General features: G+C 61.2%; 13 protein-coding genes. 7 read left to right on the top strand and 6 right to left on the bottom strand.

Annotated elements, in window-relative coordinates; translation table 11 throughout:
• Positions 1–3: 3 nt before the first annotated feature.
• Genes AC0JZ4_RS07265 through AC0JZ4_RS07255 form a run of 3 tightly spaced genes read left to right on the top strand, consistent with a single transcriptional unit; the run spans position 4 to position 2935 of the window.
• Positions 4–1647, top strand: coding sequence for a heme biosynthesis HemY N-terminal domain-containing protein (locus tag AC0JZ4_RS07265; RefSeq protein ID WP_471885727.1), 1644 nt, complete (start codon positions 4–6; stop codon positions 1645–1647).
• A gap of 25 nt (positions 1648–1672) precedes the next feature.
• On the top strand, positions 1673–2152 hold the full coding sequence (locus AC0JZ4_RS07260) for a tellurite resistance TerB family protein (protein ID WP_471885726.1): 480 nt from the start codon (positions 1673–1675) through the stop codon (positions 2150–2152).
• A gap of 3 nt (positions 2153–2155) precedes the next feature.
• Positions 2156–2935, top strand: coding sequence for a glutamine amidotransferase (locus tag AC0JZ4_RS07255; RefSeq protein WP_471885725.1), 780 nt, complete (start codon positions 2156–2158; stop codon positions 2933–2935).
• Between the two features lie 14 nt (positions 2936–2949).
• Here AC0JZ4_RS07255 and AC0JZ4_RS07250 read toward each other — a convergent pair whose 3' ends face one another.
• On the bottom strand, positions 2950–4185 hold the full coding sequence (locus AC0JZ4_RS07250) for an MFS transporter (protein WP_471885724.1): 1236 nt from the start codon (positions 4183–4185) through the stop codon (positions 2950–2952).
• A 183-nt stretch (positions 4186–4368) separates the two neighbouring features.
• Between AC0JZ4_RS07250 and AC0JZ4_RS07245 the strand changes: the two genes are divergently transcribed.
• Both AC0JZ4_RS07245 and AC0JZ4_RS07240 read left to right on the top strand, forming a co-directional pair.
• Positions 4369–4659, top strand: a complete 291-nt coding sequence (locus AC0JZ4_RS07245) for a YggT family protein (protein ID WP_471885723.1) — start codon at positions 4369–4371, stop codon at positions 4657–4659.
• Entirely contained in the window at positions 4656–4964 is a 309-nt protein-coding gene (locus tag AC0JZ4_RS07240) for a DUF167 domain-containing protein (protein ID WP_471885722.1), read from the top strand. Before AC0JZ4_RS07245 ends, AC0JZ4_RS07240 begins: the two co-directional genes overlap by 4 nt.
• A gap of 3 nt (positions 4965–4967) precedes the next feature.
• Here the strand turns inward: AC0JZ4_RS07240 and ppa are convergent, their stop codons facing one another.
• The 4 genes from ppa to AC0JZ4_RS07220 form a co-directional block, all read right to left on the bottom strand.
• Complete coding sequence (gene ppa / locus AC0JZ4_RS07235) at positions 4968–5501, bottom strand: inorganic diphosphatase (RefSeq protein WP_471885721.1); 534 nt, start codon at positions 5499–5501, stop codon at positions 4968–4970.
• A 124-nt stretch (positions 5502–5625) separates the two neighbouring features.
• Positions 5626–6138, bottom strand: a complete 513-nt coding sequence (locus AC0JZ4_RS07230; RefSeq protein WP_471885720.1) for a GNAT family N-acetyltransferase — start codon at positions 6136–6138, stop codon at positions 5626–5628.
• 202 nt (positions 6139–6340) lie between these two features.
• Entirely contained in the window at positions 6341–8161 is a 1821-nt protein-coding gene (gene typA, locus AC0JZ4_RS07225; RefSeq protein WP_471885719.1) for a translational GTPase TypA, read from the bottom strand.
• Positions 8162–8323: 162 nt separating this feature from the next.
• Positions 8324–10411, bottom strand: coding sequence for a M3 family metallopeptidase (locus tag AC0JZ4_RS07220; protein WP_471885718.1), 2088 nt, complete (start codon positions 10409–10411; stop codon positions 8324–8326).
• Positions 10412–10583: 172 nt separating this feature from the next.
• On the opposite strand from AC0JZ4_RS07220, the gene AC0JZ4_RS07215 reads away from it, so the two are divergent.
• Entirely contained in the window at positions 10584–11081 is a 498-nt protein-coding gene (locus AC0JZ4_RS07215) for a MarR family winged helix-turn-helix transcriptional regulator (protein WP_471885717.1), read from the top strand.
• Between the two features lie 22 nt (positions 11082–11103).
• Positions 11104–12279 (top strand): multidrug effflux MFS transporter, encoded by a 1176-nt coding sequence (locus tag AC0JZ4_RS07210; RefSeq protein WP_471887827.1) that lies wholly within the window; start codon positions 11104–11106, stop codon positions 12277–12279.
• A gap of 52 nt (positions 12280–12331) precedes the next feature.
• Here the strand turns inward: AC0JZ4_RS07210 and AC0JZ4_RS07205 are convergent, their stop codons facing one another.
• Entirely contained in the window at positions 12332–13555 is a 1224-nt protein-coding gene (locus tag AC0JZ4_RS07205; RefSeq protein ID WP_471885716.1) for an argininosuccinate synthase, read from the bottom strand.
• Between the last annotated feature and the right edge of the window lie 294 nt (positions 13556–13849).

Genomic DNA, 13849 nt, shown 5'->3' with positions numbered 1-13849 from the left:
GGAATGGTCAGACTTTTCATATTCCTTCTCGTCGTCCTTGGCCTCGGCTGGGGCTTTGCCTGGCTTGCGGACCGTCCGGGCATTCTGTCCATCACCTGGCAGGATCAGCTGATCGAAACGAGCCTCATGGTGGCCGCCACCCTGATCGTGGCGCTGATCGGCGTGGTGATGCTGCTCTGGTGGATCGTCAACGTCATCTGGACCTCGCCCTATTCGGTGCGCCGTTATTTTCGCGCTCGGAAGCGTGACCGCGGCTATCAGGCGCTGTCGACCGGCCTCATCGCGGCCGGCGCCGGCAATGCGCTTCTCGCCCGCAAGATGAGCGTGCGCAGCCGCAGCCTGCTGCGCGCCGACCAGGAACCGCTGATCCTGCTGCTCGATGCGCAGGCCGCACTGATCGAAGGCAGGCATGACGATGCTCGCGCCAAGTTCGAAAGTATGGTCAACGATCCCGAGACCCGCGAGCTCGGACTGCGCGGTCTCTACATGGAAGCCCGCCGCCTCGGCGCCAGCGAAGCCGCTCGCCAATATGCAGAAAAGGCGGCCGAACACGCGCCCTATCTACCCTGGGCCTCGCAGGCGACGCTTGAGGCGCAGAGCAAGGCCGGCCGCTGGGGCGATGCACTGGAAACGGTTGCCCAACAGCGTGCGGCCAACATCGTCAGCAAGTCTGAGGCCGATCGCCTCAAGGCCGTGCTGCTGACTGCCCGCGCGACCGAACGACTCGAAAGCGACCCGAGTGGTGCGCGCGAGGACGCGACCGATGCGCTCAGACTGGCAAAGGACCTCGTCCCCGCCGCCATCATCGACGCCAAGGCACTGCTGCGGCAGGAAAATGTCCGCAAGGCAGCCTCGGTGCTCGAGAGCGTCTGGAAGCTTTCGCCGCACCCGGAAATAGCCGGCATCTATGTCCGCGCCCGAAGCGGCGACAGCACGCTCGATCGCCTGAAGCGCGCCAGCAAGCTGGAGGCGATGCGCCCCAACAACGTCGAGTCCCTGCTGATCGTCGCCCATGCCGCGCTCGATGCGCAGGACTTCGCCAGGGCCCGTGCCAAGGCGGAAGCGGCCGCGCGGATGGAACCGAGCGAACGGGTCTATCTTCTGCTCGCCGACATCGAGGAGGCGGAAACCGGTGACCAGGGCCGTATCCGTCACTGGATGCAGCAGGCGCTGCGCGCTCCGCGTGATCCCGCCTGGGTCGCCGACGGTTTCGTCTCGGAAAAATGGCTGCCGGTCTCTCCGGTCACCGGCAGGCTCGACGCCTTCGAATGGAAGGTGCCGTTCAGCCAGCTGGATGGCCCGGTTGTCGAGGGTGGCACTGCAGCGGACGAAGCGATTGCAGCCTTGCCGCCCGTGACGGGCGCAGAGCCGCCCAAGCCGGAAACGACAAGGCCCGCAGAGCCGTTCGCCCCCAAGGTGACGACGGAAGTCGTGGCTGAAAAGCCCGTCGAAGTCATCAAGCCGAAACCGGCGGAAGAACCTGTTGTTGCAGCAAAGACAACAGCACCGGAGAAAACCGCGCCCATTCCTGCCAAAACGCAGGAAAGTGAAGCGGAAGCGGTTCCCTTTTTCGGGCGTCCACCGGATGATCCGGGCGTAAAGGATCAGAACGCCGACCCGTCCCGGACGCGGCTCAGGCTGTTCTAAAACAAAAGGGGCAAGGCCTTAATCAATGTTGGACCGTATTCAGGCCTTCCTCCACACACTCACCGCATCGAATCACGACGGCGAATTTGCGCCTGACGATCCGCGCGTTGCCTTCGTCGCCCTCTGTTTTCAGGTCATGGAGGCGGACGGGAATGTCTCCGAAAAGGAACAGCGGACGTTTCGTGATCTCATCCGCGAGCGCTACGACCTGAGCGAAGACCGCTTGAAGGCCTTGATCGAGGCCGGCCACGAAGCCGGCAGCGAGGCGGTTGACTATTACCGCTTCACTTCCGATCTAAGACGTCATCTGACAAACGAAGACGACCGCGTCGAACTGCTCGGCATTCTTTGGGACATCGTCTATGCCGATGGCCAGAGAAGCGAGATCGAGGATCATGTGATTTGGAGGATCGCTGATCTGCTCGGTGTCTCTTCGCGGGATCGGGTGCTGCAGCGTCAGGAGGCCGCTGCGCGCCTTGCGGGAGGAGAGGAGTTAAAGGACTAGAGAATGCTCGTACTCCCACACGGCAAGACTGACCTTCTGCCGGTACTCGTCATCCTCCATCAGGAGCTGTCTTCCCCCGGCCGCGTCGGGCAGATGCTGCTGGAAAAGGGGTTTCCGCTGGATATCCGTCGTCCGGTTCTGGGCGAGGACCTGCCGCAGAAGATGGCCGGCCATTCAGGCGCTGTCATCTTCGGCGGCCCGATGAGCGCCAACGATCCCGACCCCTTCGTTAAGCAGGAGATCGACTGGATCGGCGTGCCGCTTAGGGAAAACAAGCCCTATCTGGGTATCTGCCTCGGCGCTCAGATGATGGTTCGCCATCTCGGCGGCAAGGTCGGCGCCGAAAAGGGCGAGATCACCGAAATCGGCTGGTACCCGCTGCGCCCGACCGAGCAGGGACGGCTGCTGATGAAATGGCCGAAGATGGTCTATCACTTCCACCGCGAAGGCTTCGACGTTCCCCGTGGCGTGAAGCTTCTGGCCGAAGGCGACGCCTATCCCAACCAGGCAATCCGCTATGGCGAAAACGCCTGGGGTGTACAGTTTCATGCGGAACTGACCCGCGCCATGATGCAGCGCTGGGTCGTCCACGGCGCCGACCGCTTCACCATGGCGAATGCACAGCAGGGTGCGGAGCATCTGGAAGGCCGCATGCTGTTCGACGCACCGCTCAAAGCCTGGCTTTCGGAATTCCTCGACATGGTTTTCCTGCGCAACGCCGACGGGAAAACCGGCCAGGACAATGACCAGGATGAGCTACGGTCCCGCCTGCAATCGGCCTGACGGGTGTAGCTTTTTCAGCGCTCCGGCGCTTCCAGCGTATCTATGCGTCTTAGCTTGGAAAAGCCGAGCGCCCAGATGACGGTGACGGCGAGCGTGCCGACACCGCCGATGACCACGGCCGGCACTGCGCCGATGAAATGCGCCATCGTGCCGGCACGGAACTCGCCAAGCTCGTTCGATGCACCGACGAACACCATGTTGACGGCATTGACCCGGCCGCGCACCTCGTCGGGCGTCCACAGCGCGATCAGTGTCTCGCGGATGTAGACGGATATCATGTCGGCCGCGCCCATCAGCATCAGTGCGGCGATCGAAAGCCATGGCGTCGAGGAGAGCCCGAAGACCAGCGTGCCGAGGCCGAAGAAGCCGACGCCGATGAACATGGCGAGGCCTGCATGATGGCGGATCGGATGGAAGGCGAGCCAGACGGCAACGATGATCGCCCCGATCCCCGGTCCGGCGCGCAGAAGGCCAAGTCCCCATGGCCCAAGCTCCAGCACATCGCGAGCAAAGATAGGCATCAACGCCACGGCGCCGCCGAGAAGCACGGCGAACAGATCGAGCGAGATCGCCCCCAGTACCACTTTCTCGCTGAAGATGAAGCGGAACCCGGCCAGCAGATGCGCCGCATCGACCTTCGTCGCCGATGTCCGCTGCGCCGGCTTCGGGATCATGAATACGAGGATCGCCGCCAGTGCCAGAAGCACGAAGGCGACGACATAGGCGGCAGTGGCGTTCAGGCCATACAGCAGGCCACCGAAGACCGGACCGAGGATCGATGCCGTCTGCCACGAGGACGAGTTCCATGCGATGGCATTGGCCAGGTCCTTTTCCGGCACCAGGTTCGGGCCGAGTGACTGCACCGCCGGCCCCATGAAGGCGCGCTCGATACCGAAGACGACAAGGATGGCAAAGACCAGCCATGGTGTGAATGCACCGGCAAGCGTCAAACCCAGAAGCGCCGCCGAGCAACCGGCCCCCACCACCATGCACACAGCCATGATCACCCGGCGATTGTAGCGGTCGGCCACCGTCCCCGTGACCAGAATGAGCAGCAGCGACGGCAGGAACTGCACCAACCCGATCAGGCCGAGATAAAGCGGATTGCGCGTTTCGTCATACATCTGCCAGCCGACCGAGACACTGATGATCTGGATCGCAAACGCAGCGAAGAAGCGCGACATGAAAAACTTGGTGTAGGAGGCGTGCCGAAAGGCCGCGAAGCGATCGTCCGAGGATGGAATGGACATGGCAGGAAACTTTCAACGGCCCAGCGCGGATGAACACCCTCCCCGTTAAACATGCCAGGACTGCGACGGGGGCGGCACTTGCCCGTTAGTTCTCCAATGTCTACATGTCTGTCAACATCGAATTATACGCCGCATCCCCGCCAACCGCACGGCACGGGGCCGGCAGCCCAAACGGAGACGTGAATGCTCGCCCTGTTTCAGACCATCGACCTGGCCTTGAACCTCTACACCTGGATCCTGATTGCCAGCGCAATCTTCTCCTGGCTCTATGCCTTCAACGTCATCAACTCCAGCAACCGCTTCGTCGCGGCGATCGGCCAGTTTCTCTACAACGTCACCGAACCGGTCCTGCGCCCGCTGCGCCGCGTCCTGCCCAATCTCGGCGGCATCGACATCTCGCCGATCATCGTGCTGCTGATCATCTTCTTCCTGCGCTCGTTCATGTGGACGACGCTCTGGCCGATGTTCGCTTGAGCGCCTACAGCGCCCATCCCGACCATATCAGACTAACCGTCCGCCTTACCCCGAATGGCGGACGGGATGCGATCGACGGCATCGAGACCGATGCCGAGGGCCACGCCCACCTCAAGGCGCGCGTCGCCGCCGTTCCGGAAAACGGCAAGGCCAACAAGGCCCTGATCGCCCTTCTTTCCAAAAAACTCCGCATTCCCAAAAGCGCCGTGAGCTTTGTTTCCGGCGAAACTGCGCGCAAAAAAATCCTCCGGATCGATGGCGATCCGGAGGACATGTCGAGAAAACTCGAAACCCTGATCGGGTGAGACTTAGCCCTGAGCCTTGTAACGCTCAATCGCCTCGACGATCAGCTTCTTGGCGACGTCGACATCCTGCCAGCCACCGATCTTCACCCACTTGCCGGGCTCCAGATCCTTGTAGTGCTCGAAGAAATGCTCGATCTGCTTCAGGGTGATTTCCGGCAGATCGGTATAGTTCTTGATCTTGTCGTAGCGCTGGGTCAGCTTCGGAACCGGTACCGCCAGGATCTTCTCATCCTTGCCGCCGTCATCTTCCATGATCATCACGCCGATCGGACGCACGTTGATGACGCAGCCCGGCACCAGCGGACGGGTGTTGCAGATCAGAACGTCGCACGGGTCACCGTCTTCCGACAGCGTATGCGGAATGAAGCCGTAATTGCCCGGATAGGTCATCGGCGTATAGAGGAAACGGTCGACGACCAGAGCGCCGGCTTCCTTGTCCATCTCGTACTTGATGGGCTGGCCGCCAACCGGAACTTCAACGATGACGTTGACGTCTTCCGGCGGGTTCTTGCCGATGGAAATTGCATCGATACGCATTTTGATCCTCAGTCAGGTTCAATTTCAGTCGGAACGTCGATAGCGAAAATCCGCCATCAAGGCAATAAGCCATTGAATTGATGGAAAGCGGCTGCGGCACCCGAAAAATAGCGTGGGAAGGGCGTCAGGCGGCCGGCCAGACAAAGCCGAGCTTGCGCAACTGGGTGCCGCCGAAATCCTCCATGCCCTCGACCGCATCGACGCCGCCATGGCGGCGGAAGAAGCGGATGGCATGTTCGCTATCCTCCAGGCACCAGACGACCATGCCTTCGCAGCCGAGTGATTTCAGCAGGCGTCGGCTTTCGCCGAACAGCCGGCGACCGAGGCCAATCCCCTGATATTCGGGCCGCAGATAGATCTCGTAGATTTCACCGTCATAGGGCAGCGAACGGGCGCGGTTGAGGCCGATCGTGGCGTAGCCGGCGATCTGGCCTTCCACCTCGAGTACGAGAAGGGTTGCCGGGCCGTCTGCCGCCTTGCGCCACCAACGCTCGCCGCGACGCTCCAGCATCTGGAGGAGCGGCTTGTGCGGAATGAGCCCTGCATAGGCCTGCGACCAGCTTTCCCGATGCGCCATCGAGATAGCGCGGGAATCCTGCGGGTCGGCCCGCCGAACATCGATCGACAACGTCTTCATAACGCGATTCTAGGTCCTGATCCTGTGGCTGCGCCATCGGTCAATCATTAACCAGACGGCTTGCCCACAGAGTTCTCATGGGGACAGTACGGACCGAGTTAACGCTTTTTTAACCTCTGCCACAAGTCGCCTGATTTGGCATAACACAAGAAAAAACCCCGGCATCGCTGCCGGGGTTTTGAAGACGTGTCGCAGGGCCAGATCAGATGGCTGCCTTGGACTTTTCGTGACGCTTGCGGTCGTTGGCGTCGAGGTAGATCTTGCGCAGGCGGATCGACTTCGGCGTCACTTCCATCAGCTCGTCGTCCTGGATCCAGGACAGAGCGCGGTCGAGCGTCATGCGGATCGGCGGGGTCAGACGGACGGCTTCATCCTTGCCGGCCGAACGGATGTTCGTAAGCTGCTTGCCCTTGAGAACGTTGACCTCGAGGTCGTTGTCGCGGGTGTGGATGCCGATGATCATGCCGGCATAAACCTTTTCGCCCGGCTCGATGATCATCGGGCCGCGGTCTTCCAGGTTGAACATCGCGTAGGCGACGGCTTCACCGGCCTGGTTGGACAGGAGAACACCGTTGGTGCGGCCAGCGATTTCGCCCTTGTAAGGCTGATAATCGTTGAACAGGCGGTTCATGATCGCCGTACCGCGCGTGTCGGTCAGCAGTTCCGACTGGTAGCCGATCAGGCCACGGGTCGGAGCCAGGAACTTGAGGCGAACGCGGCTGCCGCCCGAAGGACGCAGCTCGGTCATCTCGGCCTTGCGCTCGGACATCTTCTGCACGACGACGCCGGAATGCTCTTCATCGACGTCGATGACGACTTCCTCGATCGGCTCCATCGTGACGCCGTTCTCGTCCTTGTGCATGACGACGCGCGGACGCGACACGGCAAGCTCAAAGCCTTCGCGGCGCATGGTTTCGATCAGAACGGCGAGCTGAAGTTCGCCACGGCCGGACACGTAGAACGAATCCTTGCCTTCGGCTTCTTCGATCTTCAGCGCGACGTTGCCTTCGGCTTCCTTGAACAGACGGTCGCGGATGACGCGGCTGGTAACCTTGTCGCCTTCGGTGCCGGCAAGCGGGCTATCGTTGACGATGAAGGACATGGTGACGGTCGGCGGGTCGATCGGCTGTGCCGTCATCGCTTCGTTGACCGAAGGATCGCAGAACGTGTCGGCAACGGTGCCCTTGGAGAGACCGGCGATGGCAACGATGTCGCCAGCGATCGCTTCATCGATAGCGGTACGCTCGATGCCGCGGAATGCGAGGATCTTGGAGATACGGCCGGTTTCGACCGTCTTGCCGTCCTGGGCCAGAACCTTGACGGCCTGGTTCGGCTTGATCGAGCCGGAGGCGACGCGACCGGTGATGATGCGGCCGAGGAACGGGTTGGCTTCGAGAAGCGTACCGATCATGCGGAACGGGCCTTCTTCGACCGTCGGCTCCGGAACGTGCTTGAGCACGAGGTCGAGCAGCGGAGCAAGACCTTCGTCCTTCGGGCCTTCCGGGTTGACGTTCATCCAGCCATCGCGACCCGAACCGTAGAGGATCGGGAAGTCGAGCTGCTCGTCGGTGGCGTCGAGGTTTGCGAAGAGGTCGAAGACTTCGTTGATGACTTCTTCGTGGCGGCCGTCCGGACGGTCGATCTTGTTGATCGCGACGATCGGCTTCAAACCAACTTTAAGAGCCTTGCCGACGACGAACTTGGTCTGCGGCATCGGGCCTTCGGACGAGTCGACGAGAACGATCGCGCCGTCCACCATCGACAGAATACGTTCGACTTCGCCACCGAAGTCGGCGTGGCCGGGGGTGTCGACGATGTTGACGCGAACGCCCTTCCATTCCACCGAGGTCGCCTTGGCGAGAATGGTGATGCCGCGTTCCTTTTCGAGATCGTTCGAGTCCATAACGCGTTCTGCAACGCGCTGGTTCTCGCGGAACGAGCCCGACTGCTTCAGGAGTTCGTCGACGAGCGTCGTTTTGCCATGGTCAACGTGCGCGATGATCGCGATGTTGCGAAGTGCCATATTGGGGTTCTCTGAAGTTGTGACGCGCAAAAGGGAGGGAGGCGCCTAATTTCGTTGGCGCGCTCATACCCTGTTTTTCACGTTCGCGAAAGGGGGCGAAGATTTTCGCCTCCTGCCTAGCGATTTCATACGACGAATCGATGACAATTCAGGCGCCCGAAATCAGGCGTCGCTGCCCGAAAGTTCGCCGACCATGGCTAGCCCCTTCTTCTTCAGCATCGCCGTCGGATCGGGCAGCTTGCCGCGGAAAGCCTTGTAGGCCTCTTCCGGGTCGATCGCTCCACCGACCGAATAGATGTTGTTCTTCAACTTGCGTGCGGTGACCGGGTCGAACGCATTACCGGTCTCCTCGAAGGCGGAAAACGCATCCGCATCCAGCACTTCCGACCACATGTAGGAATAATAGCCGGCCGAATAACCGTCGCCGGAAAACACATGCTGGAAATGCGGTGTTGCATGGCGCATGACGATCGAGGCCGGCATCTCCAGCTCCGCCAGCACTTCGGCCTGCACCGCCATCGGATCATCCGACGGCCTACGCGTGTGGAACGCCATGTCGACCAAAGCCGAAGACGTGAACTCGACTGTCGCAAAACCGGCATTGAAGGTGCGCGCCGCCAGAACCTTCTCCAGCAATTCCTTCGGCATCGGCTTGCCGGTTTCGTAATGGACGGCGTATTTTTCCAGAATTTCCGGCACGGTCAGCCAGTGTTCGTAAAGCTGCGACGGCAATTCGACGAAATCGCGCGACACGCCCGTGCCGGAAACCGACGGATAGGTGACGTCCGACAGCATGCCATGCAGTGCGTGGCCGAACTCGTGGAACAGCGTGCGCGCGTCGTCGAGCGACAGAAGCGCCGGCTTGCCTTCTGCAGGCTTGGCGAAATTGCAGACATTGTAGATGATCGGCAGCTCGCCCACGGCCCCGTTCTTCAGGGGCAGCTTGTGCTGCGACTGGAATGAACTCATCCATGCGCCGGAACGCTTCGAGGAACGGGCGAAATAATCACCGAGGAACAGCGCTTTCAGCACCCCTTCCCCATCGTGGATTTCGAACACGCGCACGTCCGGGTGGTAGGCGGCCACACCCTTCACCTCGACCGCCTTGATGCCGAACAGTCGGCCGGCGACATCGAAGCAGGCCTCGATGATCTTCTCGATCTGCAGATAGGGTTTAAGTTCGGATTCCGAAAACGAGAACATCCGCTCGCGCAGCTTTTCTGCATAATACCGCCAGTCCCACGGCATGACCGGATGGTTCTTGCCCTCTTCGGCAATCAGCTTACCGAGGCTCGCCTCTTCCTCCAGAGCTTTCGTGCGCGCCTTCTCCCAAACCTTCAGGAGAAGATCGTTCACCGTGTCGGCGCTTTTTGCCATCGTGTTGTCGAGCTTAAGCGCCGCAAAGTCCGCATAGCCGAGCAGGCCTGCCTTTTCGCCGCGCAGGGCAAGCGTTTCGCGCACGATCGCGATATTGTCGCGTTCACCACCGTTTTCGCCGCGCGCAACCCACGCCTTGAACGCCCGTTCGCGCAAATCGCGGCGCGCGGAAAAGGTCAGAAAAGGCTCGATGATCGAGCGCGACAGCGTCACGGCATAGCCGTCCGCCTCGCCCCGGTCCCGGGCGGCGGCAGCCATCGCATCGCGCAGGAAGGCGGGCAGGCCTTCGAGATCGGCTTCGTCGCCGATGATCAGCGACCAGTCCTTCTCGTCGCCGAGCACATTCTGGCCGAACTGCGCGCCGAGGCCGGCAAGCGTCTCGTTGATCGAGGCAAGCCGCTCCTGCTCCCCCTTCTCCAGCTTGGCTCCGGCCTTGACGAAGCCTTTCCAGTGCCGTTCTAGCACTCGCTCCTGCTCCACCGAAAGACCGAGCTCGGCGCGCTTTTCCCAGAGTGCATCGAGGCGGGCAAACAACGCCGGATTGGTGCCGATCTTCGAATAGTGGCGCGACATTTTTGGCGCGATCTTGCGCTCAAGCGCCTGGATCGTTTCATTGGTATGCGCACCGGCCTTGCCCCAGAAGATCGCCGAAACGCGCGAAAGTTCGTCACCGGCGATTTCCAGCGCCACCACGGTGTTGTCGAAGCTCGGCGCTTCGGCATTGCCGGCGATCGTGTCGATTTCCGTTTCGTGGCTGGCGAGTGCCGCATCGAAGGCTGTAGAAAAATCTTCGTCACTGATCAGTTCGAAACGCGGCAGGCCCTGATGGCCATCCCAATCGACGAGAGCGCGGTTGACGGTATTGGCGGCCATCGAAAAATCCCTTCTGCAAATCAGCACATTCATCTGGTCTACAGATTAGGATGGCGATTGTAAGCATCAAGCCCGCAAACAGATTTGCCTGCCTCGGAGTTGCGCGATGACGGCTGCGTCACCTCGCCTCTTTTCCTTTTGCGCGCCGGCGGAAAGATAGTAAGGCAGACTGATGAGCCTGACCGCCCAAATCCCGCAAGACATCCCACAGGGAGACCTTCTCGGTCTGCTGATCGTCGATACCGCGCGCAATCTCAGGACTGCGTTCGAAAATCGCATCAACCATGCCGGTCTGGGCCTGACGCCGGGCGAGGCGCGGGCGCTCCTCAATATCGCCGACCACGAAGGCAGCCGCCAGCTGGATATCGCTTCACGCATGGGTGTTGAGCCGATGACGCTCTGTACCTATCTCGACAAGCTGCAGGCGCTTGGTCTGATCGAGCGGCAGAAATGCACGGCCGACCGGCGCGCCAAGCGCATCGCATTGACGGCAACCTCGGCAGACATGATCGAGAAAATCCGGGGTGAGCTGCATGGCATTCTCGAACAGGCCACCAGCGGCCTGGACGCAGAGGTGAGAAGAAACCTTGAGACATCTCTCACCGTCCTGAACCGAAATCTGCAGGAAACCTGCACCATCGAAGCTTCGGCCCCTGATGAAAGTCTCTGAGACCGGTTCGACCACGACGCCGATGAGCGAGCAGCGCACCAGCATGCTCGGCGGCCTTCTGACCGCAATCGGCCCGATCTCGATGGCGATCTACACGCCTGCGATGCCGGAACTGGTTGAGGCTTTCGGCACGACCGACAGCGCGATCAAGCTCAGCCTGTCACTTTACTTCGGTGGCTTTGCAATCGCCCAGCTCCTCGCCGGACCGGTATCCGATGCCTTCGGCCGCCGCACGGCGACGATCGCGTTCCTGACGATCTATGTGCTGGGCTCGCTGATGGCAGCGCTCGCCACCCATGTCGAGTGGATATTGGCCGCCCGCCTCATTCAGGGTATCGGTGCCTCGGTCGGCATCACCGTTGCCCGCGCCATGGTGCGCGACCAGTTCACCGGCGCGGACGCTTCCCGCATCATGAACATGATCGGCATCATCCTTGCGATCGGCCCGGCACTTGGCCCGACGCTTGGCGGACTGTCGCTGTCGGCTTTCGGCTGGCGATCGATTTTCCTTTTGATGATCCTGTTCGGCGGCGGCCTCCTCATCGGCTGCATCTTCCTCTTGAAGGAAACGACCGTCCCGGATCGCTCCCGCCTCTCACCGAAAACGCTCGTCCGCACCTATGCCGGCCTGATCGTCGACCGGCGCTTCCTGCTGCCTTCGCTGATCCTCGGTGGCGCGGTCGGCGCGCTTTACGCACAGGGCACGATGCTGTCCTTCGTGCTGATCGATGCAGCCGGCATGACGCCGACGCAGTTCGGCCTCAGCATGATTGCCCAGAGCGGCGCCTACATAGGCGGATCGATTGCACTGCGCCTGTTCTCTCGGCGTGTCTCGGGACATACGGCGGCAACGGTCGGCCTGGCATTCACGACGACAGGCGGCCTGCTGATCCTCCTGTCGGTACAGCTGCTCGAACCGGGCTTCCTGTCGATCATGGTACCGGTCAGCATCTGCACTTTCGGCCTGGCATTTTTCACGCCCTATATCGTAACAAGCGGGCTTGCGCCGTTTCCGAAGGCTGCGGGCTCGGCTTCGGCCCTGATGGGCTTCATCCAGATGGGCGGCGGCTTTGCCGGGGGCCTAGCGGCGACCGCCTTCACGTCGCCGTTGACCTCGCTCGGCATAATCATACCGACGATGGAGCTGATCGCACTCGCAAGCTACCTCGCCTATCGCAGGGCAAACAGGCGGCAATAAAAAACCCCGCTGCGATGACAGCGGGGTTCGATCAGGCAAATCGGCGTCCCGATCACTTCATCTGGTTGCGCTTGGCAAGCGTGCGCAGGCGCAGCGCGTTGAGCTTGATGAAGCCGGCCGCATCCTTCTGGTCGTAAGCGCCCTGGTCATCCTCGAAGGTGACGAGCTGGTCGGAATAGAGAGACTTGTCGCTCTCGCGGCCCGTCACCATGACATTGCCCTTGTAGAGCTTCAGCGTCACTTCGCCCTCAACATGCTCCTGGCTCTTGTCGATCAGAGCCTGCAGCATTTCGCGCTCCGGCGAGAACCAGAAGCCGTAATAGATCAGCTCGGCATATTTCGGCATCAGCTCATCCTTGAGGTGAGCCGCACCACGGTCGAGCGTGATGCTCTCGATCGCGCGGTGAGCCGCAAGCAGGATCGTGCCGCCGGGGGTCTCGTAGACGCCGCGCGACTTCATGCCGACGAAGCGGTTCTCGACGAGGTCGAGACGGCCGATGCCGTTGTCGCGACCGTAATTGTTGAGCTGGGCCAGCAGGGTGGCCGGCGACATCTCGACACCGTTGATCGAGACGGCGTCACCCTTGCGGAAGCCGACCTTGATCGTCGTGGCCTGGTCGGGAGCGGCTTCCGGCGAAATGGTGCGCATATGCACGTATTCCGGTGCCTCGACCGCCGGATCTTCCAGAACCTTGCCCTCGGAAGACGAGTGCAGCAGGTTGGCATCGACGGAGAACGGCGCTTCGCCCTTCTTGTCCTTGGCAACCGGGATCTGGTTCTGTTCGGCGAAATTCAGAAGATCCGTGCGGCTCTTGAACGACCAGTCGCGCCACGGGGCGATGACCTTGATATCCGGGTTCAGTGCGTAGGCAGACAGTTCGAAGCGAACCTGGTCATTGCCCTTGCCGGTGGCGCCGTGGGCAATCGCGTCCGCGCCGGTCTTCCTGGCGATATCGATCAGGTGCTTGGAGATCAGCGGACGGGCGATCGACGTGCCGAGCAGGTAGACGCCTTCATAGACGGCATTGGCGCGGAACATCGGGAAGACGAAATCGCGGACGAACTCCTCGCGGACGTCCTCGACATAGATCTCCTTGATGCCGAGCATTTCGGCCTTCTTGCGCGCCGGCTCGAGCTCTTCGCCCTGACCGAGATCGGCGGTGAAGGTGACGACTTCAGCATTGAGTTCGGTCTGAAGCCATTTCAGGATGATCGAGGTGTCGAGACCGCCGGAATAGGCGAGAACGACCTTTTTTACGTCTTTCGGGAGAGCCATGTCGAAATTGTCCGTCTGTGGTGATTGGCGGCTTGGTGAGGGCCGAATTGGATCGCCGAAGTTTTTAGCGAGTTTCTGTGCCCGCGCAAGGGAAACCCGGTGATTGGGGATCAGAGATGGCGTCGCGGGTTCATGCTTACCTTCCCGCTATCTGGCATGCTTGCGATGCATATGAGCAGGAAATTCTTCGAAGTCGAACGCTCGCGGCTCGCCCGAAGCCTCACCCTCCTCTATCGAAATCACCCCACCCATTGGGCCACTCCGGTTCCAGATCTGCCATGTTGACGGATGCGG

It is taken from the genome of [Rhizobium] kunmingense, assembly GCF_977018605.1.
Note: the sequence above shows the minus strand (reverse complement) of the source record. Positions and strands in the feature narration are given on the sequence as shown.

Bases quoted from the DNA above. Each gene is read 5' to 3' on its own strand.
- AC0JZ4_RS07265 (WP_471885727.1), top strand. From the start codon at position 4: ATGGTCAGACTTTTCATATTCCTTCTCGTCGTCCTTGGCCTCGGCTGG.
- AC0JZ4_RS07260 (WP_471885726.1), top strand. From the start codon at position 1,673: ATGTTGGACCGTATTCAGGCCTTCCTCCACACACTCACCGCATCGAAT.
- AC0JZ4_RS07255 (WP_471885725.1), top strand. From the start codon at position 2,156: ATGCTCGTACTCCCACACGGCAAGACTGACCTTCTGCCGGTACTCGTC.
- AC0JZ4_RS07250 (WP_471885724.1), bottom strand. From the start codon at position 4,185: ATGTCCATTCCATCCTCGGACGATCGCTTCGCGGCCTTTCGGCACGCC.
- AC0JZ4_RS07245 (WP_471885723.1), top strand. From the start codon at position 4,369: ATGCTCGCCCTGTTTCAGACCATCGACCTGGCCTTGAACCTCTACACC.
- ppa (WP_471885721.1), bottom strand. From the start codon at position 5,501: ATGCGTATCGATGCAATTTCCATCGGCAAGAACCCGCCGGAAGACGTC.
- AC0JZ4_RS07230 (WP_471885720.1), bottom strand. From the start codon at position 6,138: ATGAAGACGTTGTCGATCGATGTTCGGCGGGCCGACCCGCAGGATTCC.
- typA (WP_471885719.1), bottom strand. From the start codon at position 8,161: ATGGCACTTCGCAACATCGCGATCATCGCGCACGTTGACCATGGCAAA.
- AC0JZ4_RS07220 (WP_471885718.1), bottom strand. From the start codon at position 10,411: ATGGCCGCCAATACCGTCAACCGCGCTCTCGTCGATTGGGATGGCCAT.
- AC0JZ4_RS07215 (WP_471885717.1), top strand. From the start codon at position 10,584: ATGAGCCTGACCGCCCAAATCCCGCAAGACATCCCACAGGGAGACCTT.
- AC0JZ4_RS07210 (WP_471887827.1), top strand. From the start codon at position 11,104: ATGAGCGAGCAGCGCACCAGCATGCTCGGCGGCCTTCTGACCGCAATC.
- AC0JZ4_RS07205 (WP_471885716.1), bottom strand. From the start codon at position 13,555: ATGGCTCTCCCGAAAGACGTAAAAAAGGTCGTTCTCGCCTATTCCGGC.